The sequence below is a fragment of the Zavarzinia compransoris genome, from assembly GCF_003173055.1.
Classification (GTDB): domain Bacteria; phylum Pseudomonadota; class Alphaproteobacteria; order Zavarziniales; family Zavarziniaceae; genus Zavarzinia; species Zavarzinia compransoris.
The window spans coordinates 1-23,101 of sequence record NZ_QGLF01000003.1 but is presented as its reverse complement, the minus strand read 5'-3'; the positions used below and the strand labels follow the sequence as shown (position 1 = coordinate 23,101).

At 70.2% G+C, this 23,101-nt stretch carries 19 protein-coding genes; 13 read left to right on the top strand and 6 right to left on the bottom strand.

The genetic code is table 11. From position 1 onward, the window contains the following. Positions 1-76: 76 nt before the first annotated feature. Genes dnaN through DKG75_RS10705 form a run of 5 tightly spaced genes read left to right on the top strand, consistent with a single transcriptional unit; the run spans position 77 to position 6,215 of the window. Positions 77-1,198, top strand: coding sequence for a DNA polymerase III subunit beta (gene dnaN / locus DKG75_RS10725; RefSeq protein ID WP_109921119.1), 1,122 nt, complete (start codon positions 77-79; stop codon positions 1,196-1,198). 10 nt (positions 1,199-1,208) lie between these two features. Then, the gene (gene recF, locus DKG75_RS10720) at positions 1,209-2,393 is read left to right on the top strand and encodes a DNA replication/repair protein RecF (RefSeq protein WP_109921118.1); all 1,185 of its coding nucleotides are present in this window, start codon (positions 1,209-1,211) and stop codon (positions 2,391-2,393) included. Between the two features lie 10 nt (positions 2,394-2,403). Further along, the gene (gyrB, locus tag DKG75_RS10715; protein ID WP_109921117.1) at positions 2,404-4,848 is read left to right on the top strand and encodes a DNA topoisomerase (ATP-hydrolyzing) subunit B; all 2,445 of its coding nucleotides are present in this window, start codon (positions 2,404-2,406) and stop codon (positions 4,846-4,848) included. Positions 4,849-4,866: 18 nt separating this feature from the next. After that, positions 4,867-5,535, top strand: a complete 669-nt coding sequence (locus DKG75_RS10710) for a DUF1345 domain-containing protein (RefSeq protein WP_109921116.1) — start codon at positions 4,867-4,869, stop codon at positions 5,533-5,535. Further along, a complete protein-coding gene (locus DKG75_RS10705) occupies positions 5,532-6,215 on the top strand; it encodes a TIGR02117 family protein (protein WP_109921115.1) in 684 nt (227 codons plus the stop codon). Before DKG75_RS10710 ends, DKG75_RS10705 begins: the two co-directional genes overlap by 4 nt. Here DKG75_RS10705 and DKG75_RS10700 read toward each other — a convergent pair. Beyond that, positions 6,199-7,161, bottom strand: a complete 963-nt coding sequence (locus DKG75_RS10700; RefSeq protein ID WP_166646561.1) for an alpha/beta fold hydrolase — start codon at positions 7,159-7,161, stop codon at positions 6,199-6,201. The genes DKG75_RS10705 and DKG75_RS10700 overlap by 17 nt on opposite strands. Positions 7,162-7,245: 84 nt before the next feature. Here DKG75_RS10700 and DKG75_RS22725 point away from each other — a divergent pair, with 84 nt between their 5' ends. Together DKG75_RS22725 and DKG75_RS10695 are read left to right on the top strand one after the other, a co-directional pair. Further along, positions 7,246-7,866, top strand: coding sequence for a TetR/AcrR family transcriptional regulator (locus tag DKG75_RS22725; RefSeq protein ID WP_133637030.1), 621 nt, complete (start codon positions 7,246-7,248; stop codon positions 7,864-7,866). 51 nt (positions 7,867-7,917) lie between these two features. Next, entirely contained in the window at positions 7,918-10,002 is a 2,085-nt protein-coding gene (locus tag DKG75_RS10695) for a transglycosylase domain-containing protein (protein ID WP_109921113.1), read from the top strand. Between the two features lie 2 nt (positions 10,003-10,004). Here the strand turns inward: DKG75_RS10695 and DKG75_RS10690 are convergent, their stop codons facing one another. From DKG75_RS10690 to DKG75_RS10675, 4 genes are all read right to left on the bottom strand, one after another. Next, on the bottom strand, positions 10,005-11,111 hold the full coding sequence (locus tag DKG75_RS10690; protein WP_109921112.1) for an alpha-hydroxy acid oxidase: 1,107 nt from the start codon (positions 11,109-11,111) through the stop codon (positions 10,005-10,007). Between the two features lie 45 nt (positions 11,112-11,156). Continuing rightward, entirely contained in the window at positions 11,157-11,837 is a 681-nt protein-coding gene (locus DKG75_RS10685) for a Fe2+-dependent dioxygenase (protein WP_109921111.1), read from the bottom strand. Positions 11,838-11,924: 87 nt separating this feature from the next. Further along, a complete protein-coding gene (locus tag DKG75_RS10680; protein ID WP_109921110.1) occupies positions 11,925-14,237 on the bottom strand; it encodes a TonB-dependent receptor in 2,313 nt (770 codons plus the stop codon). Between the two features lie 595 nt (positions 14,238-14,832). Beyond that, on the bottom strand, positions 14,833-15,555 hold the full coding sequence (locus tag DKG75_RS10675) for a M48 family metallopeptidase (protein ID WP_166646562.1): 723 nt from the start codon (positions 15,553-15,555) through the stop codon (positions 14,833-14,835). Between the two features lie 417 nt (positions 15,556-15,972). On the opposite strand from DKG75_RS10675, the gene DKG75_RS10670 reads away from it, so the two are divergent. The 5 genes from DKG75_RS10670 (at position 15,973) to DKG75_RS10650 (ending at position 20,855) form a co-directional block, all read left to right on the top strand. Then, positions 15,973-16,815, top strand: coding sequence for a TetR/AcrR family transcriptional regulator (locus DKG75_RS10670; protein WP_109921108.1), 843 nt, complete (start codon positions 15,973-15,975; stop codon positions 16,813-16,815). A 16-nt stretch (positions 16,816-16,831) separates the two neighbouring features. Further along, positions 16,832-17,638: an SDR family NAD(P)-dependent oxidoreductase gene (locus DKG75_RS10665; RefSeq protein ID WP_109921107.1), complete on the top strand. Its 807-nt coding sequence runs from the start codon at positions 16,832-16,834 to the stop codon at positions 17,636-17,638. Positions 17,639-17,774: 136 nt separating this feature from the next. Beyond that, positions 17,775-18,206: a CBS domain-containing protein gene (locus DKG75_RS10660; protein ID WP_109921106.1), complete on the top strand. Its 432-nt coding sequence runs from the start codon at positions 17,775-17,777 to the stop codon at positions 18,204-18,206. Positions 18,207-18,708: 502 nt separating this feature from the next. Then, entirely contained in the window at positions 18,709-19,938 is a 1,230-nt protein-coding gene (locus tag DKG75_RS10655; RefSeq protein ID WP_109921105.1) for an alpha/beta hydrolase, read from the top strand. Then, positions 19,923-20,855, top strand: a complete 933-nt coding sequence (locus tag DKG75_RS10650) for a hypothetical protein (protein ID WP_109921104.1) — start codon at positions 19,923-19,925, stop codon at positions 20,853-20,855. The genes DKG75_RS10655 and DKG75_RS10650 overlap by 16 nt, the downstream gene beginning before the upstream one ends. Here the strand turns inward: DKG75_RS10650 and DKG75_RS10645 are convergent. Further along, complete coding sequence (locus DKG75_RS10645) at positions 20,849-21,811, bottom strand: patatin-like phospholipase family protein (RefSeq protein WP_109921103.1); 963 nt, start codon at positions 21,809-21,811, stop codon at positions 20,849-20,851. The genes DKG75_RS10650 and DKG75_RS10645 overlap by 7 nt on opposite strands. 180 nt (positions 21,812-21,991) lie before the next feature. Between DKG75_RS10645 and DKG75_RS10640 the strand changes: the two genes are divergently transcribed. Beyond that, the gene (locus DKG75_RS10640) at positions 21,992-22,792 is read left to right on the top strand and encodes an inositol monophosphatase family protein (RefSeq protein WP_109921102.1); all 801 of its coding nucleotides are present in this window, start codon (positions 21,992-21,994) and stop codon (positions 22,790-22,792) included. Positions 22,793-23,101: the final 309 nt, after the last annotated feature.

Below are 23,101 nucleotides of genomic sequence, written 5' to 3'. Positions count from 1 at the left end.
GTTCCCGCCGGTTTGGCCGGTCCTTCAGGACCGGCCGGAAACGCCTTCACCATCGACGACGGATCGAGACCGACGTATGCAGCTGATCATCGAACGCGGCGCCCTTCTGCGCACCCTCGGCCACATCCACAGCGTCGTCGAGCGTCGGAACACGATTCCCATCCTGTCCAACGTGCTGATCGAGGCGCGGGACGGCCATCTTCACCTGACCGCGACCGATCTCGACCTCGCCATCGTCGAAAGCGTGCCCTGCAATGTGGTGCGCGCCGGGGCGACCACGGCCTCGGCCCATACGCTGTTCGACATCGTGCGCAAACTGGCCGACGGCACCGACGTCGAACTGACCTACAAGGCCGACGACGGCGGGCGCATGACGCTGGCCGCCGGCCGCTCGCGCTTCCAGCTGCAATGCCTCCCGCGGGAGGATTTTCCGGTCATCGCCGATGCCGGCCTGCCGCATCAGTTCACCCTGGCGGCGGAAGCGCTGCGCGACCTGATCGACAAGACCCGCTTCGCCATCTCGACCGAGGAAACCCGCTACTACCTGAACGGCATCTATGTCCATGCCACGGAATCGGCGGGGCAGCCGGTGCTGCGCGGCGTCGCCACCGACGGCCACCGCCTGGCCCGCTTCGAAGTGCCGCTGCCGCCCGGCGCTGCCGGCCTGCCCGGCGCCATCGTGCCGCGGAAGACCGTGAACGAGGTCCGCAAGCTGATCGACGAGACCGAGGGCGAGGTCGAAGTGTCCCTGTCGGACACCAAGATCCGCTTCGCCTTCGACGATGTGGTGCTGACCTCGAAGCTGATCGACGGCAGTTTCCCGGAATATTCCCGCGTCATCCCGACCGCGAACGACAAGCTGCTGGAAGTCGATCCCCGGCTGTTCGCCGCCGCCGTCGACCGCGTCTCGACGATCTCGACCGACAAGACCCGGGCGGTCAAACTCATCCTCGACCAGGACCGCATCACCCTGTCGGTGACCAGCCCGGACAATGGCAGCGCGGTCGAGGAAGTCGCCGCCTCCTATCGGTCCAGCCCGATGGAGATCGGCTTCAACGCCAAATACCTGCTCGACATCACCCAGCAGATCGAATCCGACGTGGCGCGCTTCGTGCTGGCGGATTCCCTGGCGCCGACCCTGGTGCGCGACGAGGGCGACGACGCCACCCTCTATGTCCTCATGCCCATGCGCGTCTGAGGTCCGGGGGATGCTCGCGGTCAGGCCGGAGTCCTTTGACCGAGGCGCAACGGCGGGGCATCCCGGCGCGGCGGGCGGGCGCTTCCTCGCCCGCCTGGTGCTGACCGACTTTCGCTGCTACGGCCGCGCCGAATTGCGCCTGGGGCGCGGCGCGGTGGTCCTGTCCGGCCCGAACGGCGCGGGCAAGACCAATGTCCTCGAAGCGGTCTCCCTGCTCTCGCCCGGGCGGGGGCTGCGGCTGGCCAAGCCGGGCGATATCGCCCGCCAGGGCGGCAGCGGCGGTTTCGCGGTCGCCGCCAGCCTGGAGGGCGGCGACCTGCCGGCCGCGCTCGACCTCGGCACGGCGGTGCAGCCGGGCAGCGAGCGCCGGGCGGTGAAGCGCGACGGCGCCGCCGCGACCCAGGCCAGCCTTGCCCGCGACCTGTCCCTGCTGTGGCTGACCCCGGCCATGGACCGGCTGTGGACCGAGGGCGCGGCCGGGCGCCGGCGCTTCCTCGACCGGCTGGTGATGGCGCGCCGGCCCGACCATGCGGAGGCCCATGTCGCCTATGACAAAGCGCGCGAGGAACGCATCCGCCTGCTTACCCTGGGGCCGCGGGACGGGCAATGGCTGTCGGGCCTCGAAGCGCGGATCGCCCGCGCCGGGGCGGCCATCGCGCTGAACCGGCGCGATGCCGTCGCCGCCCTGAATGCGGCCATGGCCGAGGCCGACAACGGCTTTCCCGTCGCCCGTCTCGCCCTGACCGGCGAGGTGGAGAATTGGCCGGAACCGGCGGCGGACGAGATCGCGGCGCGGCTTCAGGCCGGGCTTGCCGCCGCGCGCGGCCGCGATGCCGAGGCGGGCGCCCAGACCCTGGGGCCCCATCGCGGCGATCTGGCCGCCCTCCATGCCGGCAAGGCGCTGCCGGCACCGCAATGTTCGACCGGGGAACAGAAGGCGCTGCTGATCTCGATCGTGCTGGCCCAGGCGGCCCTGGTCGGGGCGGACAGCGGGCGGGCGCCGGTCCTGCTGCTCGACGAGGTGGCGGCCCATCTCGATCCCGGCCGGCGCGGCCTGCTCTACGACCAGATCGTGGCGCGCGGCGGCCAGGCCTTTCTGACCGGCACCGAGCGGTCGCTTTTCGACGGCCTCGACGGCCGGGCCCAGTTTCTCGACGTCCGCGACGGTCTCGTCGCCCCGGCGTCGCCACAGTGAAGGTAAGGACATGAGCAGCAACGAGTCCCATCGCCGCGATACGGCCGAAGGCGCCGCCCATTACGGCGCCGAGGCGATCCAGGTCCTGAAGGGCCTGGATGCGGTGCGCAAGCGCCCGGGCATGTATATCGGCGATACGGACGACGGCTCGGGCCTGCACCACATGGTCTATGAAGTCGTCGACAATGCGATCGACGAGGCGCTGGCCGGCTATTGCGACCGGGTGATCGTGGCGCTGAACCCGGACGGTTCCTGCACGGTCGAGGACAACGGCCGCGGCATCCCGACCCAGATCCACGAAGGCGAGGGGGTCTCGGCCGCCGAAGTGATCATGACCCAGCTCCACGCCGGGGGTAAGTTCAACCAGGATACCTACAAGGTCTCGGGCGGGCTGCACGGCGTCGGCGTCTCGGTGGTCAATGCGCTGTCCACCTGGCTCGACCTCCGCATCTGGCGCGGCGGCCAGGAATATTACATGCGCTTTCGCCACGGCGTGCCGGAAGCGCCGCTTGCCGTGGTCGGCCCGGCGGGGGAAAAGACCGGCACCCAGGTCACCTTCGTGCCCTCGACCGAGACTTTCACCAAGGTCGGCTTCGATTACGACACGCTGGAACACCGGCTGCGCGAACTGGCCTTCCTGAATTCGGGCGTGCGCGTGGTGCTGGAAGACCGCCGCGGCGCCGAACTGCGCACCACCGATCTCTTCTACGAGGGCGGGGTGGAGGCTTTCGCCCGCTACCTCGACCGCAACAAGAAGCCGCTGATCGATACCCCGATCGTGATCCGGGGCGAGAAGGACGGCATCGTGGTCGATGTCGCGCTGCAATGGAACGACAGCTATCACGAGAATGTGCTCTGCTTCACCAACAACATCCCGCAGCGTGACGGCGGCACCCATCTCGCCGGCTTCCGCGGCGCGCTGACCCGCACCGTCAACGGCTATGCCAATGAATCCGGCATCGCCAAGAAGGAAAAGGTGACCCTGACCGGCGACGATGCCCGCGAAGGGCTGACCTGCGTGCTCTCGGTCAAGGTGCCGGATCCCAAATTCTCCAGCCAGACCAAGGACAAGCTGGTGTCCTCGGAAGTGCGGCCGGCGGTCGAAAGCCTGATCAACGAAAAGCTCCAGCAATGGTTCGAGGAGCACCCGGGCCCGGCCCGGACCCTGGTCTCCAAGGTCTGCGAGGCGGCCGCCGCGCGCGAGGCGGCGCGGAAGGCGCGCGAAATGACCCGGCGGAAAGGCGCCTACGACGTCTCCAACCTGCCGGGCAAGCTGGCGGACTGCCAGGAGCGCGACCCGGCCAAGTCCGAACTCTTCATCGTCGAGGGCGATTCGGCGGGCGGCTCGGCCAAGCAGGGGCGCAACCGCGCCTTCCAGGCCGTGCTGCCGCTGCGCGGCAAGATCCTGAACGTGGAACGGGCGCGCTTCGACAAGATGCTGTCCAGCCAGGAGATCGGCACGCTGATCACCGCGCTCGGCACCGGCATCGGGCGCGACGATTTCAACGCCGACAAGATCCGCTACCACCGGATCATCATCATGACCGACGCGGATGTGGACGGCGCCCATATCCGCACCCTGCTGCTGACTTTCTTCTACCGGCAGATGCCGGAACTGATCGAGCGCGGCTACCTCTATATCGCCCAGCCGCCGCTCTACAAGATCAAGCGCGGCTCGTCCGAGGTCTATCTGAAGGACGAACGCGCGCTCGAGGAAAACCTCATCGATGTCGGCATCGAGGGCGCGGTGCTGGTGCTCGGCGACGGCACCCAGCGCGCCGGCAACGACCTGCGCGCCGTGGTGCAGCAGGCGCGCCAGGTGCGCAACCTGCTGGCGGCGCCGGCCCGGCGCTATGCCCTGCCGGTGGTCGAGCATGCGGCGATCGCCGGCGCGCTGAGCCCGACCGTGCTGGCGGAGGCGGCGGCGACGGCGGCGGCGGCCGCGCGCCTGGCCGCGCGTCTCGATCTCCTGGCGGCGGAGGGCGAGGGCGGCTGGCACGGCGAGGCGGGCAGCGACGGCACCCTGGTGGTGGCGCGCGAGGTGCGCGGCGTGCGCGAGGCCCATACGCTCGACATGGGCCTGATGCGGTCCGCCGAGGCGATCCGCCTCGACGAATTGGGCGCGGAACTGCGCGCGATCTATGGCCAGCCGGCGAAACTGGTGCGCAAGGACCAGGAAACCCGGGTCCATAGCCCGACCGCGCTGTTCGATGCCGTGCTCGCCACCGGGCGCAAGGGCCTCAGCATCCAGCGCTACAAGGGTCTCGGCGAGATGAACCCGGACCAATTGTGGGAAACCACCCTCGATACCGAGGCGCGCACCCTGCTTCAGGTCAAAGTCACCCACGGCGATACGGCGGACGAGATCTTCGCCAAGCTGATGGGCGATGTGGTCGAGCCGCGGCGCGACTTCATCCAGGAAAACGCCCTGGCCGTCGCCAACCTGGACGTCTGAGGGCGGGGGCGGCGCGCGATGGCCCGGCACCGCCGGCTCCTCCATCGCCTGACCCTGGGGCGGCCGCGCTTCGCGGCTGCCGCCCTGGTGGTCGCCGGGGCGTTCCTCGGGCTGCCGGCGGGGATGGATGCGTCGCTGCGCCCGGTGATCGCCTGGGACCTCGGCCTTGCCGCCTATCTGGCCGCGACCTGGGCGATGATGCTGCGCTCGGACGAGGCGGCCCTGCGCCGCCGCGCCCGGCGCCAGGATGTCGGGCAATGGCTGATCATCGCCCTGGCGCTGGCCGGGGCGGCGGCGACCATGGCCGCGCTGATCGGCTTCCTGCGGGAGTCTTCGGGCGGGCACGGCAGCCTCGGGCTGGCGCTGGTGTTCTGGACCATCCTCTCCGCCTTCGCCATGATCCATACGCTGTTCGCGGTCCATTACGCCCATGCCTATTTCGCCGCGCCGCACGACCGGCCGCCCCTGATCTTTCCGGGCGGCGAGGTACCGGACTACGGCGATTTCCTCTATTTCGCCTTCGTCCTCGGGGTTGCTGCCCAGGTTTCCGATGTCGCGGTGGCGGACCGGCGCCTGCGGCGCGGCGTGCTGCTCCATGGCGTCGCCGCTTTCCTGTTCAACACGGTGGTGCTGGCCCTGGTGGTCAATATCGCCGCCAGCCTGTTGCAGCCGGCGGGGGGACCATGAGCATCGGCCGCCTCGTGCTGCGCCTGATCGCACTGGTGGTCGGCCTGCCGGCGGCGGTGGCGGCGCTTTACGGCACCCTGGCGGTGGTGGGCGCCATGCCCTTCACCGTGCCCGAGCCGCCGGACGGCAGGACGGTGACGATCTTCGTCCATTCCAACGGCGCCCATGTCGATATCGTTGTGCCCTTGCGGGCGTTCGGCGTCGATTGGGCGGCCGAATTCGGGCCGGCGGCCTTTCCCTTCGTCGATCCTGCCGCGGCCTCTCATGTCGGGATCGGCTGGGGCGACCGGGAATTCTACCTGAACACGCCGACCTGGGCCGAACTCACGCCCGGGCGGGCGCTGACCGCGCTGTTCGCCTCGAAGGGCGCGTTGATCCATGCCACCCTCTGGGCCGAGGCGCCGCGCCCGGGCCCGGATACGCGGCCGGTCACCCTGGGCGAGGCGCAGTACCGCCGCCTCGTCCGCGACCTGAAGGCCGGCTTCGCCCGCGACGGCGCGGGGGCGGCGCGGCTGATCGCCGGCTATCGCTATGGTCCCGCCGATGCCTTCTTCGAAGGGGTGGGGACTTATTCCGCCGTCCTGACCTGCAACGAATGGGCGGCGGCGCGGCTGCGCAAGGCCGGGGTGCCGGTTGGCATCTGGAGCCCCTTTCCCTTCGGCATCATGTGGAACCTGTAACGGCCCGCGCCAGGAAGGCGGCGGCAAGATCGGCGATGGCCGCATTGAAGCCGGGCAGCAGGGAATAATGGCCCCAGTCGATCTCGGCATAGGCGACGGGCCCGCCGAGGCGCGCGAAACAGGCCCTGGTCAGGGCGGGCGAGACCATGCGGTCGCGCAACTGGTTGATGACGAGGACGGGCAGGAGATTGTCTTCGAGGGCGATCGCCGGCGGCGTCGCGGTGAGGCTGGCCATGTAGCGGGCGGTGACCGTGGTCATGACCAGGGGATCGTGCCGCCAGATCTCGAGAAAGCCGCGGGCGCGGTCGCGCGCGTCGGTCATCTCGGGAAAGCGGGCAAGCGGCCGATAGGGCAGGCGCAGGCGCGGCGCGGCGCGGGCCAGCAGGCCGAGGCCGGCGCCCATGAGGCGCGCCAGCCCGGGCAGCTTGGCCAGGGCGGCGACACGGGTCAGGGCCAGGGCCGTCTCCGGCCGGCCGAAATCGAACAGGTTCAGGCAGACGACGGCGGCCGGCGGCGCCCCCGCCCGGGCCAACGCGGCGGCGGCATAATAGGTCAGGCCACCGCCGATGCTGCCCCCGGCCAGGACCAGGGGCCCGGCAAAGCGCCGCCGGGCGAAACACGCGGCATCGGCGATATTGGCCACCGCTTCCGCCAGGGTGAAATCGCCCCTTGCGCCCCCCGACCGGCCCTGGCCCTTCTGGTCCGGCACCACCACCGTGCAGCCCCGGTCGTGAAGGGCAAGGGCGAGCCCGGCCAGCAGGCCGGCATGGCCGCCGCCGCCATGGTTGAGAACGACCACCGGCGCCGCCGGATCGCCCTGCGGGTAGAGGTCGAGATGAAGCTCCACCCCGGTCGAGGGCAGGCGGACGACCTCGACCAGGGCCGCGAGGCGGGCCAGGGTCGCGGCGTCGTGGTAGCGGTGCCAATAGGGGGCGGCGGTGGTCATGGGCGGTCGCTTTCGGTGGCGGGCCGCCCATGATATGAAGAATTCGTCACATTTCCGCAGTCGCATTCCCGGCAGGGGGAGGCCATGGCCCGCAAGGCGCGAAACCCGCAGCGACAGCCGGTCCAGGACCGTTCGCGCCAGACCGTGGGCTTCATCCTGGAAGCGGCGGTTCAGGTTTTCGAGGCCCATGGCCTTGCCGGCGGCACCACGGCGCGGATCGCCGAACGGGCGGGAGTCTCGGTCGGGTCGCTCTATCAATATTTCCCGGACAAGCAGGCGGTGCTGAATGCCCTGGGCGAGGCCCATGTCGCCGATGCCGGGGCGCGGATCGCCGATCTCCTGGCCCGGATCGGCACGGCGGCGCCGGACCTGCCCGCCCTGCTGCGGGCCGTGGTCGAGACCGCGCTCGACCTCCACGCCGACAACCCGGTGCTGCACCGCCTGCTCTATGAGGAAGGCCTGCTGACCCCGGACCTGCGGGCGCGGGTGGAGGCGATGGCGGCGGATCTCGTCGCGGTGGTCGCCGCGCTTCTGGACCGGCAGCCGGAGGTCCGCCCGGGCGACCGCCGCCTGATGGCCTGGTTCGTGGTCCAGACGGTCGAACATTTCGCCCATCGCCTGGTGATCCGTCCCCCGGCCGCGGACATCGGCGCCGCCGGGGCGGGCGAGCTGGTGCATCTGCTGCACCGCTATCTGACCGGCTGACGGCGCAGAAAGCGGATTCACGACTCGGCCTTTCGCCACTATGGTGGCGCCATGGCAGGAGAGAACCAAAAAGGAACAGGCGGGCGCAAGCGGCGGAAGCCCGCGTCCCCGGCGGCGGCCCCCGGCGACCGGGCGGCAAGGCCGGACCGGCTGGATCGCCGCGCCCTGCCGCCCCTGCCGGCCAACCGGCCGCATCCGCCGAAATCGCCCCCGCCGCCGCCGCCGCCGCGGCGCCCGGGCGGCGGGCGGCGGCGGGGCCTTGCCTATTGGCTGGCGGTGGTCGGCCTTTGGGGGGCGATCGCCACCGGCATCCTGGTGGCGTGGTTCGCCTGGGACCTGCCGTCCATGAGCCGGCTGGACGAGATCGACCGCCGCCCGGCGGTGCGCCTAGTCTCGGCCGACGGCACCGTCTTCGCGACCGTGGGCGATCTCTACGGCGAGGCCATGGCGCTGGCCGATTATCCGGACGTCCTGGTCAAGGCGGTGCTGGCGATCGAGGACCGGCGCTTCTTCGACCATGGCGGCTTCGATCCGATCGGGATCCTGCGCGCGCTCTATCATAATGTGGTGACCGGCAGCGTCTCGCAGGGCGGCTCGACCATCAGCCAGCAGACGGTGAAGACCATCTTCCTCACCCCCGAGCGCTCTATCCGCCGCAAGGTCCAGGAAGCGATCCTGACCGTGCAGCTGGAACGCCGGCTGACCAAGCCGCAGATCCTGTCGCTCTATATGAACCGGGTCTATCTCGGGTCCGGCGCCTATGGCATGGACGGCGCCGCCCGGCGTTACTTCGGCCATCCGGCGCGCCGGATGTCGCTGGCCGAGGCGGCGATGCTGGCCGGGCTGATGAAGGCGCCGTCGCGCTATTCGCCGCTGGCCGACTATGAAGCGGCGAAGGCGCGGGCGGCGGTGGTGCTCGATGCCATGGCCGATGCCGAATTCATCACGGCCGATCAGGCGGCGGCGGCCAAGGCGCTGCCGGCCCGGCTGGCGGCGCGGCCGGTCTCGAACGATGCGCGTTACTTCGTCGACTGGGTGGTGGAACAGGTGGCGGATTTCGCCGGGCCCGAGATCGGCGACATCACGGTCTATACCACCCTCGACCTCCGGCTTCAGCGGGCGGCGGAAGGGGCCCTCGATGCCGGTCTCGACGGCGAGGGCCTGCGCCTCGACGCCGGCCAGGGCGCGCTGGTCGCCCTGGCGCCGGACGGTGCCGTCCGCGCCCTGGTGGGCGGGCGGGATTACGGCGCCTCGCCCTTCAACCGGGCGGTGCGGGCGCTGCGCCAGCCGGGCTCGGCGTTCAAGCTGTTCGTCTATCTGGCGGCGCTCGAAGCCGGGTTCGAGCCCGGCACCCTGGTCAACGACGCGCCGGTCGATGTCGCCGGCTATCGCCCGACCAATTTCGAGCCGGGCTATGCCGGCGAGATTTCCCTGGTCAATGCCTTCGCCCGCTCGCTGAACACGGTCTCGGTGCGGCTGCTCGTCCGGGTCGGGGCGCGCAAGGTGGTGGCGATGGCGAAGCGCCTGGGCATCACCTCCGCCATCCCGGCCAATGCCTCGATCGCGCTGGGCAGCGCCGAGGTGACACCGCTGGAATTGACCGGCGCCTATGCGGTGCTGGCCAACGGCGGGCGGCGGGCCGATCCCTATGCCATCCGCGAGGTGCGCAGCGCCGACGGCGACATCGTCTTCCGGCGCGACACGGGCGGCGGCGAGCGCCTGCTGTCGGAACAGGTGGTCGGGCGCATGAACCGCCTGCTGGCCGCCGTCATCGACTACGGCAGCGGCAAGGCGGCCCGCCTCGGCCGGCCGGCGGGCGGCAAGACCGGCACCAGCCAGGATTACCGCAATGCCTGGTTCGTCGGCATCACCGGGCAATTGGTGGCGACGGTCTGGATCGGCAATGACGACGGCACCCCCATGATCAAGGCGACCGGCGGCGGCCTGCCGGCCCAGATCTGGAAAGCCTTCATGACCGAGGCCCTGACCGGCACCGCGGCCTTGCCCCTGCCCGATGCCCCGTCCGACGAGGACCGCGGCCTGCTCGACGATCTGGTCGAATTCCTGGGCGGCGGCCCGGGGGGGCTGGTGGTGGAAGACCCGATGGCGGGGGGGCCGCCCGCCCGCTATCGCTGAAGCTACCGATGCAGGATCTCCGGCCCGATGGCGGCAAGATCGCGGCAGCCGGTCAGGACCATGGCGGCTTCAAGCTCCGCCCGCAGGATATTGAGGACATGGGCGACGCCCGCCGCCCCGGCCGCGGCCAGGCCGTGGATATAGGGCCGGCCGATCAGCACCGCAGCGGCGCCGAGCGCCAGGGCTTTCAGGACATCGGTGCCGCGCCGGATGCCGCCGTCGAGCAGCAGGGGCACCCGCCCGGCGACTGCGGCGGCGACGGCGGGCAGCAGGTCGATGGTCGCGGGCTGGCTGTCCAGCACCCGGCCGCCGTGATTGGAGACGATGATGCCGTCGATGCCGGCGGCGAGCGCTGCCGCCGCATCCTCCGCCGTGGTGATGCCCTTGGCGAGGACGGGCAGGCGGGTCCAGGATTTCAGCCGGGCCAGATCGTCGAAGGTCGGGGCGGCGGCCAGCAGGGGCGAGCCGAAGAGCACCGGTTCCCCCGGCCGGGCCTGATGCGGCGGCGCCGGGCGCATGCCGTCGAGATTGACCGCGCGGATCTCGGGCGGCAGGGCGAAGCCGGCGCGCTGTTCCCGGTTGCGGATGCCGCTGACCGGCGCATCCACGGTGACCACCAGGGCGCCATAGCCCGCCGCCTCGGCCCGCTGCACCAGGGCGCGGGTGAAGTCGCGGTCGGGCTGGATGTAGAGCTGGAACCACAGGGGTGTCGGGGCGGCGCGGGCGACGGTATCGAGGTCGATGCTGGCCTGGGTGCTGACCACCATGGCGGTGCCCATGGCGGCGGCGGCCCGGGCGGCGGCGATCTCGCCCTCGCCATGGAACAGGCGCTGGAAGGCGACGGGGGCGAGCAGGATGGGAAAGGCCAGCGGCTGCCCGAACAGGGTAAGATGGGTGCCGCCGCCGGCCATGTCGCGGAGGACGCGGTTGCGCAGCAGCAGGCGGCGGTAACCGTCCAGGTTCTGGCGCAGCGTCGATTCGTCGCCGGCGCCGCCCTGGAGATAGGCGGCGGCCCCGGCAGTCATGCGCGCCAGGGCATAGGGTTCGTAATCGCCGGCGGCGACGATGTCGGGCGGGATGCGGGCCAGCTTGCCCAGGGGTTCGGTCATCGGCTTGTTCCGCTCAATTGCCAGCCTCGCCCTGGGGGGCGAGGCTCAGGTATCCGCCCATTGCCGCAGCAGGTTGTGATAGACCCCGGTCAGGGGCGTGACCGCGGCATGGTCGGGCGCATCGGTGCGCAGGGCGCGGATGGCGTCGTCGAGGTCCAGCATGATCTGGCGGCGGTCGTTCTCGCGGATCAGGCTCTGCACCCAGAAGAAGGCGGCCAGCCGCGCCCCCCGGGTCACCGGGGTGACGTGGTGGACGGTATTGCCGCCGTAAAGCACCATGTGGCCGGCCGGCAGCTTCACCCGATGCGCCCCGGTCTCGCCCCGGATCACCAGGTCGCCGCCGTCATATTCACCGGGGTCGGAAAAGAACAGGGTGGCGGAAAGATCGCTGCGGACGCGGTGCGACGTGCCGGGGATGCTGAAGACCGCATTGTCGACATGGTCGCCATAGGTGCCGGCGTCGGCATAGCGATTGAAGCGCGGCGGCACCACTTTCAGCGGCAGGGCGGCGGCGATGAAGCGTTCCGCCCGGGGCAGGCGTTCGAGGATGAAATCGCCGAGCTGGCGGCCGAGCGGATCGTCGGCGCCCAATTGCTGGTTGGCCTTGACCCGCGCCGCCAGTTCGCCGGCGGTATGGCGGCCGTCGCGCCAGTCCGCCCGGTCGAGCAGGGCGCGGCAGTGCCGGACCTCGTCCGGCGTCAGGACATTCGCGATTTCCACCAGCATCTCGGGCCCCTTCCGGTCGGTCGGATGCCGGCACTATAGGGAGGCAGCCCCGGGGCACGCAATGGCGCGCCCCGGGGGGCTCCCGGCTCAGAACGAGAAGCCGGTGGTCAGCAGGAAGCTGCGCGGGGCGCCCAGGGTGGCGCGGCTGCCGTTCCAATTGGTCGTCGTCGCATAGGTTTCATCGAAGATATTGTCGATGTTCAGGCGGACGTTCACGTTTTCCGTCACGTCATAGGCGATCAGGGCGTGATAGGTGGTGAAGGCCGGCAGCTTGCCGTAGCGCCCGTTCGGGATGATGCGCAGCGCATCGTCCGGCCGGCCGAGGAAGACCGAGCCGGTATGCCGCGCCCCGGCGCCCACGGTCAGGCCGAAGGGGAAGCGGTAGGTGGTCCAGAGATTGCCCGAAATATTGGGCGTGAAGGCCAGTTCGTCGCCGTCGGTGCTGGTGAATGTGTCGTAGTCGGCGGTATTGGCGCGGCGGCGGACGCTGTCGAGATAGGCGCTGTGCTCGCGGGCGCTGTCCATCAGCAGGACGCCGCCGAAGACGTTCCAGCCTTCCAGGATCTCGCCGGCGACGCCGATCTCCAGCCCTTCGACCACCTGCTTGCCATAGCCCTTCAGGCTGTCGACGGTCTCGCCGACGTCGCGGCCGGTGATCGGCACGTCATGCTTTTCGGTGCGGAACAGGGCACCGGTAACCTGGAGCTTGCCGTCGTTGAAGCTCCACTTGGTGCCCAGCTCGTAATTGTAGTTCGTCACCCCTTCGGCATTGGGCACGAAGCCGGGGAAGGCATTGTCGCCGGTGCGCGAGATATCCGGGTTCGACAGATAGGAGCCCGGCGGCTGGGCCGAGACGCCGTAGGAAATATAGATGCTGCCGTTGTCGACCGGCTTGTAGACCAGGCCGATGCGGCCGCCGAGTTCGAATTCCTCGTCGTTATAGCCGTTGGCCGTGCCGGCCGGGGCGCCGGCCGCGGTCCGGCTGTCGATATCGACCTCGTACCATTCGGCACGCAGGCCGCCCGTGATCTCCCAATGGCGGGACAGTTCGATCGTGTCGTAGGCATCGAGGGCGACGGTCGAGATATCGATCTCGTTCACTTCCGTCGGGGCGAGGCGGGCGCTCGCCGCCCGGTCCGGGTTCGGATTGTCGAGGCCGGTCGCCGGCGGCGTCTGGGTGCCGTAGCGGTTGGCTTCGGACCGCTCCCGGGTCAGTTCGAGGCCGAGGGCCGCGCGGTGCTTCAGGCCGGCGGTGTCGAAGGCGAGGGCGAGACTGGTCAGGTTGCTGAAGCTGGTGTTCGAGCGGTCGTAGAACTGGGTCTGGCCGGTCACCGTGTTGGTGGCGGCGGTGTAACCGGTCGGGACCGTGTAGCGGGCATTGCGATCGACATGGTTCCAGCGGGTCTGGTTGCTGAGGGTGACGCCGGTGTCGATGTCCCATTCGAAGCGGGCGAGCAGGCTGTCGCTGACGACATCGTCGAAATCGGTGGCGAGGCCGTAGAAATTGTCGCGCTCGAAGCCGCGGGTGGCGGGGTTGAAGGCATCGGTGTTCGCGATCACGGCGCCGGGCACGCCCCAGTCCGGCAGGTCGTTGTGCTCGACATGCTCATAGGCGATCGTGGTGCGGAACGAGGTGCCGAGGCCGAGGCTGAGCGAAGGCGCGACGCCCCAGGCATTCTGTTCCGCCTCTTCCCGGCCGGCGACGCCGCCGCCCTCCGCCATCACGTTGAGGCGCAGCGCGGCGGTCTCGCCGATCTGGTGGTTGGCGTCGATCGAGGCGCGAGTGCGCAGCTCGGAATCATATTCGTCGAAGCCGAGGCCGACATTGCCCGAATAGGCATTGCCGAGGTGCGGCGTCTTGGTCTGCAGGTTGATGTAGCCGCCGGCGCCGCCGCGGCCGCTGTCGCCGGTGGCGCCCTTGAACACTTCGACCTGTTCGAGGTTGAAGACGTCGCGGGTATAGCTGCCGGACGAGCGGGCGCCGTCGACGAAGATATTGCCGCTGGTGTCGAAGCCGCGCAGGGTGAAGTTGTTGGTCGAGGTGGAGAAGCCGTTCTCGCCCGCGTCGAAGCTGATGCCCGGGGTCGAGCGCAGCACTTCGGTCAGGTCGGTAGCGCCCTGCTCCTCGATCAGGCGGCGGGGGATCACGTTGATGGTCTGGGGCGCATCCAGGATCGGCGCGGTCTGGCGCGGGGATTCGACCGTATCCGCCTTGTAGCTGTCGTCCGCCGCGCCTTCGACGCGCACGGTGGGCAGGGGCACGGCCTGGCCGGCGGCCGGCTGCTGCGCCTGTGCCGCGGGCACGAAGCCGAGGCCGGCGGCAACCGCCGCAAGCGCTGCGCGGGATACGAGCGGCGACATCTTGCGCCGGCTCTTGGTGGTGGTGACGGTGTGGTGCATCTGCCCTTCCCCCTGACATCGATTCGTCGTGCCCTGCGGCACGCGCCGGCCCCTTGGCGCCGGCGGGGCCGGCACGGTGCGGGGCGAGGCGATCTGGATCTGTCGATGGCGAACCCGGCGCCGGGTGCGGGTGCAAGGGGCCAGCGACGTGCGGCCCGCGTCGGCAGGGCGGCGCATCGGCCATCGACGAACCGCTCCCCCTCGGAGCGGCGCAGTGACGTTAGGAAAGGCCGGCCACAATATGCAAGTCATTATCAGAACTAATCGCAGGATTTTCCGGGGGCGCAGAAATCCATTGTTTATGAGAATTATTTTCAAGAATTGCGCATCATCCTGATCAAGCGGGATTTTCAGTATCGGATGGGCGGAAGGCCGGCCCCCGGGGTACAACCGGCATCGTGCCGGACGTGTCACAAGGCGGCAGAAAGCGCGAAGCCGCGTCGATTTTCTGGGATTAAAGTGCCAAGCCCCCCCCAAGGCGCGGCGGCGGCGCAATGGTGGCCAGGGCGCGGCGGCGCCGTAACGATTGGCCAGGGCGCGGCGGCGCCGTAACGATGGCCAGGGCGCGGCGGCGCCGTAACGATGGCCAGGGCGTTCAGGCGCCGTAGCGATGCAGGGCGGCGCCTTCGACCTTCAGCCAGCGCCGGGCCTCGTCCATCCTGGGCACCAGCTGGTCGACCAGGGCCCAGAAGCGCGGGGCATGGCTGAACACCGACAGATGCGCCACCTCATGGGCGACGACATAGTCGAGCACGAATTCGGGCGCCATGATCAGGCGCCAGGAAAAGGACAATTCCCCCCGCGGCGAGCAACTGCCCCAGCGGCTGGAGGGATCGCGCAGGGTCAGGCCGCGCACCTCCTTCTCGGTCTGGGCGGCGAAGCGCTCGGCCCGGTGGCGGATTTCGGTGCGGGCGCGGGTGCGCAGGAAATCCTGCACCCGGCGGGCGAAATGGGCGGGGTCGCCGGCGATCTGGATTTCCTCGCCCTGGATTTCGTCACCCTGGATCCAGGCGGCGCCGCGCCGTGCCGTGCTTCCCGGCGGGACATGGACCAGGCGATGCGGCCGGCCCAGCAGGGGCACGCGTTCTCCCGGGCCGAAGGGGATGCGCGGCGGCAGGCTGGCCAGCCGCTCCGCGATCCAGGCCCGGTTGCCCTGGGCAAAGCGCAGGCCCTCGCGCCGCGACACCCGGTTCGGCAGGGTTAGCACCACCACCTCGCGGCGCTGGTCGACGCGCAGCAGCAGGCGCCGGGCCCGGTCGGACTTGCGCAATTCCAGCGGCACATTGGTGCCGTCGATATCGAGGAACAGGTCGTCCAAGACCGCCGATCTCCGTTGCCGTGACGGGACGGGGGCCGCCCGTGACCGGATGCGGCCATTTTAATGCGCCGCCCGGCCGGGGGCCAGAGGGCAATGAGCGCATGTGCCGTTCCGGCCGCCTGTCCGGGCTCGGCCTTGCACCCGGCCGATCGTTCCACAGCCCCGGCAAGAGAGCGGAATGAATGTTCATTCCGCTCTTGAGGCGAGGAGCTTGAGCGGTGGCGGGCCCGGTGTTTCTGGTTAATTCGGCCTTGATAACGCCGAAATATGAGCAATATGGCCGAATATTCGATCAGATCGGTCTTGAACGTCTGGGTAACCGTGCTAGCGTGAAAAGCGGAATGAACGTTCATTCCGATATAATGGGGCCGATGCGGACGGTTGCTTGTGCGGCCGCCGGGCGAAACGAGGTGCGGCATGGCTGACCCCGAGGCGGGCGAAGGGCGCGCAGAAGCGGAAGCCGCGGCGGGCCGGCCCGGGGATGCGGCAGCCCCCCTGGGGGCGGCGGCGGTCGCGGCCGGCATCCTGGCGGGGGAGGCGGTGGCCGGCCTCGCCCTGCCGGCGCGGGGCGCCCGCATCATCGAGGCGGCGCTGGCCCTTTTCGCCGAGCGCGGCTTCGATGCCACCACGATTCCGGAAATCGCCGCGGCGGCCGGTGTCGGCTCGGGCACCATCTATCGCTATTTCGAGACCAAGGAAGCCCTGGGCAATGCCGCCTGGCAGGCGGCGAAGCGGGCCCTGGCGGCGGCGATCGCCCCGGTCTTCCTGGCGCCGGCGCCGTCGCCGGACGATCTGCCCCCAAACCTGCCCGATCCCCTGCCCGCCGGCCTGCCGGCGGAGGCGCGGCTGGCCCTTGCCTATCGCGCCCGCTTCCTGGCGCTCTGGGCCGCGGGCTGCGGCTTCGCCCGGGAGTGGCCGGCGGCTTTCCGCTTTCTCGAATTCCATCACGAGCCCCGGTTCCTCGACCGGACCAGCCTTCGCCTGTCGGAACAGGTGATGGCGCCGATCCTCGGCTTCATTGCCGAAGGCCAGGCGCGCGGCGTGCTGGCCCCCCTGGCGCCCCAGGCGGTGGCGGCCCTGGTCTGGGGCGCGCTGACCGGCCTGGTGCGCGAGGCGGCGGCGATGAGCCGGCCGATCCCGCCCGATCTTCTGGCTGCGACCGGGGCGACCATGTGGCGGGCGCTGGTGGTGCCCGCCCTGGCCGGCCTGGCGCCTCTCCCCGTTTCGTCCCCCGCTCGCCCCCGAGCCGCAGGAACCTGAGCCGAAGGAAACAGTCATGAGCCCCAGCGCATCCCGTCCCCTTGCCCTGATCACCGGCGCCTCCAGCGGGATCGGCGCCGATCTTGCCCGTGAATATGCCCGCGACGGCCACGATCTCGTGCTCACCGCGCGCAGCGAAAAGGCGTTGCAGGATCTGGCCGCCGAACTGGGCGCCGCCCATGGCGTCGCGGTCACCGTGATCCCGGCCGATCTGGCCGATCCCGCCGGCCCTGCCCAATTGCTGGCGGCGGTGGCGGCGCGCGGCCTCGCCATCGACGTTCTGGTCAATAATGCCGGCTTCGGCGACGGCAAGCCCTTCGCCGAGGCGGCCGCCGAGCGCGTGCTCGGCATGGTGCAGGTGAATATCACCGCGCTGACCGAATTGATGCACGGCGTGCTGCCCGCCATGGTCGCGCGCGGCCGCGGCCGGGTGCTCAATGTCGCTTCGACCGCCGCCTTCCAGCCCGGGCCGACCATGGCGGTCTATTGCGCGACCAAGGCCTATGTCCTCTCCCTGTCCGAGGCGGTGGCGGAGGAACTGAAGGGGACCGGTGTCACCGTCACCGCCCTTTGCCCCGGCCCGACCCGGACCAATTTCATGGAAACCGCCGATGTCGCCGGCAATGCCCTGTTCAGCAAGGGCCTGGTGCCGGTCATGACCTCGGCCGAGGTCGCGCGCATCGGCCATGATGCCGCCCGGCGCGGCCAGGTCATCGCCATCGCCGGCCTGATGAACCAGATCGGTGCCTTCGTGCCGCGCCTGGCGCCGCGTTTCCTCACCCGGAAGCTGACCGGCCGCCTGCTCTCGTCCGGCCGGCACTGACGGGATCCGCCCGATTACAGGGGGCGAACCGGGCCGCCGGGGATAAAAATTGCGCCGGCGCCGTGGCGGAGGCTTGCGGAACATCGCCTCCACCCCCCATCATAGAAGAAAACAATCATGGTCCGGGGGAGGTGTCATGACCGTTGAGTCGATACTGAAGCATAAGGGCGGTGACGTCGTTACCGTGCGCCCCGAAGATTCGATCGAGGCGACCGCAAGCCTGCTGCATTCGCGCCGGATCGGCGCGGTGATCGTCAAGGACGAGGCGGGGGCCGTCGTCGGCGTCCTGTCCGAACGCGACATCGTCCGCGGCATCGCCCAGGGCGGCGCCGGCGCCCTGTCGCGCCAGGTGAAGGAATTGATGTCCGGCAATGTCGTCTCGTGCCGGCTGCATGACTCGATCATCGAGGTCATGGGCCGCATGACCGACCGGCGCATCCGCCACCTGCCGGTGATCGAGGACGGCCGGCTGGTCGGCATGATCTCGATCGGCGACGTGGTCAAGCGCCGCATCGACGAAGCCCTGCTCGAAGCCGACGAACTGCGCCGCTACATCGCCACGGGCTGAGCGCTTGCGCCGATGTCGGGCCGGGGCGATCCGGCGGGTCTTCTCGCGCCCCGCGGCGGCGTCGGTCTTGCCGATATCGGCTGCGATCGCCGCCTTGGGGGACGGGAGGATTCCTCGCCGGCCCTCAAACGCCGTCTGTCCAAACGGACACCGGGGGCCTGCCTGGAACCCGGAGGGGCATCCTTTCGTGCCCTGCGGCGTTGTCGGTCCTGCGGATATCACCGGATATCGGCTGCGATTCTGCCCTGGGCGCACGAGGGCTTCTTCCCGGTCCTCAATGCTGGACGCCCAAACGGTCGCCGAGGGCGTGCCTGGAGCCCGGCGTGGCCGATCCGGCGGATCTTTCTGTGCCTCGCGGCGGCGGCGATCTTGCCGATATCATCGGCTGTCGGCGGCGATCGTCGCCATGGGCGCGCGAGGCCTGGTTGCCGGTCGTCGAAACAGGGCTTGAGGGGACGGGGGCGCAAGGCTCGGGGGTTTCTGGGGGTATCGTCAGATCATCATGTCCGTGTTTTCCCGCTGGCGCCGCGATGTTGAGGGCGGATTGCGCCTCGGTCTCGACGGGGTCGATCGCCTGATCGCCCTGACCGAGGAAACCCATGTCGGCATCGCCGAGGCGATGCAGCCCTTCTGGCTGCGCGGCTGGCTGCCGCCCGCCGCCTTCGCCCGCCCGGTCTATCGGGCGGCGCGGCTGGCCAATGGCGCCGTCGCCCGCGGGCTGGGCGGTTCCCTGGCCCTTCTGCCGGCCCCGGCCCCCGCGGCGGGCGAGCCCGGCAGCCGCGATGCCCCCGGCCGCGAAATCTGGCTGGCGGCGCTGAACGGCGTCATCGGCGACCATCTGGAGGCGAGCGACAATCCCCTCGCCCTGGCCATGGCGCCGCGCTACAAGGGCCGGCTGCTGCTGCCGGAGGATCCGCATCTGGCGGCGCGCCTGGGCGGGGCCACGGATCACCTGCTGCTGCTGGTCCACGGCCTGTGCATGGCCGATGTCTTCTGGCATCGCGACGGCCATCACCACGGCCGCTATCTGGCCGGGGCGGCCGGGGTCACGCCCGTCGGCATCGCCTATAACACCGGGCGCCACATCGCCGCCAACGGCCGCGACCTTGCCGCCCTGACCGGCCGCCTCGCCGCCCATTGGCCGGGGCCCCTGCGGCGGATTTCGCTGATCGGCTACAGCATGGGCGGGCTGGTGGTGCGCGCCGCGCTCGACCAGGCCCGGCGCGAACGGATGCCGTGGCTGGCCCAGGCCGCCCATGCGGTCTATCTGGGCGCGCCCCATCACGGTGCGCCGCTGGAACGGGGCGGGCATCAATTGCAGGCGCTGGCGGATCTCAATCCCTTTCTCGCCCCGCTCGGCCGCCTGGCGCGGGTGCGTTCCGCCGGCATCACCGACCTTCGCCACGGCAGCATCGCGGAAGAGGACCGGGCGGCAAGCCCGGACCGTTTCGGGCGCGAGGCGGGCATCGTCCGGAAGCCGGTGCCCCTCGATCCCGCCTTCCGCCATCATGCGGTCGCCGCCACCTTGGGGGTGACCCCGGGCGACGCCGCCGACCGCCTGCTCGGCGACGGCCTGGTGCCGGTCGACAGCGCCTTCGGCCGCCACCCGGATCCAGCCTATGATCTCGGCATCGGGGCGCGCGACCGGCTGCTGGTGACGCGCAGCGGACATCTCGACCTGCTCGCTTCCCGCCCGGTGGCGCAGCAGCTGGCCAAATGGATCGCCTCGTGAAGGTTACCCTCGATCTCGACGCCTTGGTCGCCGGCGGCCAGTTGACCCTGGAGGAGGCGGAGCGGCTCGCCCGTCTCGGCAAGCAATCGACCGGCATGCTCGCCTTCAACCTGCTGGTCGGCTTCGGCGTGATCGCGGTGGCGACCGGGGTCCTCGCCCTGGTGCCGGAAACCGGCGCCGCCATCGCCATCGGCCTGGTGCTGGCGCTGGTCGGCATCGGGATCGGGGCATTCGCGGGCGACGACTGGGGCCTGCTCGGCCAGATGTGCATCGTGGTCGGCGCCCTGATCGGCGGCGGCGGCGTGCTCACGGTCGGGGATTTCACCGCCTGGGCCTTCGTGCTGGTCGCGGCGGCCTATGCCGCCGGTGCCGCGCTGTCGCGCAACGGCCTGCTGGCCGGCCTGGCGGTGATCGCGGTTTCCGGCGCCGTCGGGGCCGAGACCGGCTATATCGGGGAAGACGGCTATGCCGCCGCCGTCCCGGATTCGACGCTGGCCATCGTCGTCATGCTGGTGCTGACGGCTGCGCTGGCCGGGGGCGCGCGCCTGGTCGGCGGGGAGGCTGCCCGCCTGTTCCGGCTCGGGGCGGGGACGGCGCTGGTGGTGGCGAATTTCGGTTTCTGGGTCGGCTCGCTGTGGGGCGACCGGATCCAGCTCGGCGACGGCCGGGTGCTGGAGGTGCCGGACTATCTCTTCGCCCTGGCCTGGGCCGCGCTGCTGATCGCGGCCGGGGTCGGGGCGGCCCGGCGCGGGGCGCGCTGGACTTTGAACTGCGCCGCCGTCTTCGGCGCCGTCCATCTTTTCTCCCAATGGTTCGACCGGCTGGAGGCGACGCCCGAATCGGTGCTGGCGGCGGGTATCGTCGCCCTGGGGCTGGCGCTGGCGCTGACCTTCCTCAACAAGCGCCTGCCTCAATAGAGGGCGGCCAGGGCCTCGTCCAGGTCGGGCCACGCCCGCTCGACCGCGGCGGTGCCGAGCGCGATCATGTCCGCCGCGCGGTCGAAGTCGAGAAAGCCATAGGGGTTCAGGCGCGGGGCGATGGTCACGTCCGGCGGTTCCCCGGCCAGGCGGCTGCGGGTGAGGCGGTCCTGTACGATATCGAAGGCGGAAGCGACGACGCTCAGCATGCCCGGCACTTCCCGCTTCGGGGCCGGCGGCGCCTTGGCCCGGCCCCGGCCGAGCGCCTTCGGCAAGGCCCGCCACAGGCGGCGCGGCTTTTCCGGGTCGTGGGCTTCAGCCTCGGCCTCCGCCGCCTCGATGTCGCGGATGACCTCTTCCGCTTCCGGCGCCGGCGCGGTGACCCGGGCCCGGCCGAAACTGTCCGCGTTCAGGTTGACGGCGATGACGAGCCGGGCCTCCAGCGCCCGGCACACGGAAATCGGCACCGGGTTGACCATGGCGCCGTCGACCAGCCAGCGCCCCTGGCGTTCCACCGGCGGAAAGATTCCCGGCAAGGCATAGGAGGCGCGCACCGCCTCGACCACCGGGCCGTGGCGCAGCCAGACTTCATGGCCCGAGGCGAGATCGGTCGCGACGGCAATGAAGGGCAGCGCCAGATCGTCGATCTCGAGATCGCCCAGATGGCTGGCCAATTGGTCCGACAGGCGCTGGCCGCCGAACAGGCTGCCGCCCGAAACCCGGGGGTCGAGATAGCGCCAGAATTTCTTCTTGGCCAGGCTGAGCGCCCAATCCTCCAGCGCGTCCAGCTTGCCCGCGGCATGGGCGGCGCCGACCAGCGCGCCGATCGACGTGCCGGCGACGACATCCGCCGCGATGCCGCGGGCCGTCAGCGCCCGGATCACGCCGATATGGGCAAAGCCGCGGGCGACGCCGGAGCCCAGCGCCAAGCCTATACGGGGAAGATTGCTCGCCATGTCTCTCGCCACTAGCGCATCTTCAGGCGAAGTGGAAACCGGTTCGCCGTCCGAAGATGCGTAAAATCAAAGCAATAGAGCATGTTTGGAATGACGGTCATTCCGAACGTGCTCTAGGTTACGCCCATCGTCCTGAAGGAAAACCCCGCATCGGGTCCGGGTTCCAGGACAGGAGGCATCATGCCCGAGAGAATCGCCGCCCTGATCCGCGAGGTCGCCCGGGCCGAACTGCTGCCCCGGTTTCGCGCCCTTGCCGCCCACGAGATCATCGAGAAGGAGCCGGGCGATCTCGTCACCGTCGCCGATCGTGCGGCGGAAGACCGGCTGACCCCGGGGCTGCGCGCCCTCGTTCCCGGCTGTCTGGTGATCGGGGAAGAGGCGGCCCATGCCGCCCCCGACCTGTTGCACCGGGTCGGCGAGGACGGCCCGGTCTTCGTCGTCGATCCCCTGGACGGCACCGCCAATTTCGCCGCCGGCCGGCCGTTCTTCGCCACCATGGTCGCCCGGCTGGACAAGGGCCGCCCGGTGGCGGGCTGGATCTACGATCCCCTGGGCGACCGGATGCTGGTGGCGGAGGCCGGCGCCGGCGCCTGGCTGAACGGCCGCCGGCTGCAGTTGGCCGCGGGGCCGGGCCTCGGCCAGGCCCGGGGCTCCGCCCAGGTGCGTCTGCTGGACGCGCCCTATAAGAGCGTGCTCGATCACCGGCGCGACCGGTTCGTCGACAAGGGGTCGACCCTCTGCGCCGGGCACGATTACCTGCGCCTCGTCTCGGGCGAGATGGATTTCCTGCTCTATTGGCGCACCCTGCCCTGGGACCATGCCCCCGGCGCCGTCATCGTCGAGGAGGCGGGCGGTACGGTCGGGCGCCCGGACGGCCGCGGCTTCCGCTGTGACCCCATGAGTCGCGGGGTTCTCTCGGCGACGGACGCAGAACTGTGGCGGGCGGCTCGCGACACGCTCCTGCCCCACCTCGGAAACTAAGGGATTCCGCGGCTCTTCGCGGGGAGATCAAAAAAACTTCATTTAGGGCTTGCGACTCGTCCCGGGCGGGCATACAAACCGCGCCTCGCCGCAGAGCACCTGGAAGGGAGCGAAGTGGCGGGGGCGCTGCGGCGGACGATCCTGTGGGTTTATCCCACGGCGAAGACCCTGTTTAGCGGTGTTGCTTGTTGGTTTGGTTTTGATGCGTTGAGCTGAAAGAACTGGGTTGACAGGTTGTGGGTCGGGGGGTTAGAAGCCCGGCCTCGTGGTTGGCGGCGGTAACGTTGTTGATCACAGTGTTGGTTGGTG

What these genes read in the sequence shown, in the direction of transcription:
- gyrB (WP_109921117.1), top strand. Translation starts at nt 2,404, where the DNA reads ATGAGCAGCAACGAGTCCCATCGCCGCGATACGGCCGAAGGCGCCGCC.
- DKG75_RS10685 (WP_109921111.1), bottom strand. Translation starts at nt 11,837, where the DNA reads ATGCTGGTGGAAATCGCGAATGTCCTGACGCCGGACGAGGTCCGGCAC.
- DKG75_RS10645 (WP_109921103.1), bottom strand. Translation starts at nt 21,811, where the DNA reads ATGGCGAGCAATCTTCCCCGTATAGGCTTGGCGCTGGGCTCCGGCGTC.
- DKG75_RS10670 (WP_109921108.1), top strand. Translation starts at nt 15,973, where the DNA reads ATGGCTGACCCCGAGGCGGGCGAAGGGCGCGCAGAAGCGGAAGCCGCG.
- DKG75_RS10695 (WP_109921113.1), top strand. Translation starts at nt 7,918, where the DNA reads ATGGCAGGAGAGAACCAAAAAGGAACAGGCGGGCGCAAGCGGCGGAAG.
- DKG75_RS10660 (WP_109921106.1), top strand. Translation starts at nt 17,775, where the DNA reads ATGACCGTTGAGTCGATACTGAAGCATAAGGGCGGTGACGTCGTTACC.
- DKG75_RS10690 (WP_109921112.1), bottom strand. Translation starts at nt 11,111, where the DNA reads ATGACCGAACCCCTGGGCAAGCTGGCCCGCATCCCGCCCGACATCGTC.
- DKG75_RS10655 (WP_109921105.1), top strand. Translation starts at nt 18,709, where the DNA reads ATGTCCGTGTTTTCCCGCTGGCGCCGCGATGTTGAGGGCGGATTGCGC.
- DKG75_RS10640 (WP_109921102.1), top strand. Translation starts at nt 21,992, where the DNA reads ATGCCCGAGAGAATCGCCGCCCTGATCCGCGAGGTCGCCCGGGCCGAA.
- DKG75_RS10705 (WP_109921115.1), top strand. Translation starts at nt 5,532, where the DNA reads ATGAGCATCGGCCGCCTCGTGCTGCGCCTGATCGCACTGGTGGTCGGC.
- DKG75_RS10665 (WP_109921107.1), top strand. Translation starts at nt 16,832, where the DNA reads ATGAGCCCCAGCGCATCCCGTCCCCTTGCCCTGATCACCGGCGCCTCC.
- DKG75_RS10650 (WP_109921104.1), top strand. Translation starts at nt 19,923, where the DNA reads ATGGATCGCCTCGTGAAGGTTACCCTCGATCTCGACGCCTTGGTCGCC.
- dnaN (WP_109921119.1), top strand. Translation starts at nt 77, where the DNA reads ATGCAGCTGATCATCGAACGCGGCGCCCTTCTGCGCACCCTCGGCCAC.
- DKG75_RS10700 (WP_166646561.1), bottom strand. Translation starts at nt 7,161, where the DNA reads ATGACCACCGCCGCCCCCTATTGGCACCGCTACCACGACGCCGCGACC.
- recF (WP_109921118.1), top strand. Translation starts at nt 1,209, where the DNA reads ATGCTCGCGGTCAGGCCGGAGTCCTTTGACCGAGGCGCAACGGCGGGG.
- DKG75_RS10680 (WP_109921110.1), bottom strand. Translation starts at nt 14,237, where the DNA reads ATGCACCACACCGTCACCACCACCAAGAGCCGGCGCAAGATGTCGCCG.
- DKG75_RS22725 (WP_133637030.1), top strand. Translation starts at nt 7,246, where the DNA reads ATGGCCCGCAAGGCGCGAAACCCGCAGCGACAGCCGGTCCAGGACCGT.
- DKG75_RS10710 (WP_109921116.1), top strand. Translation starts at nt 4,867, where the DNA reads ATGGCCCGGCACCGCCGGCTCCTCCATCGCCTGACCCTGGGGCGGCCG.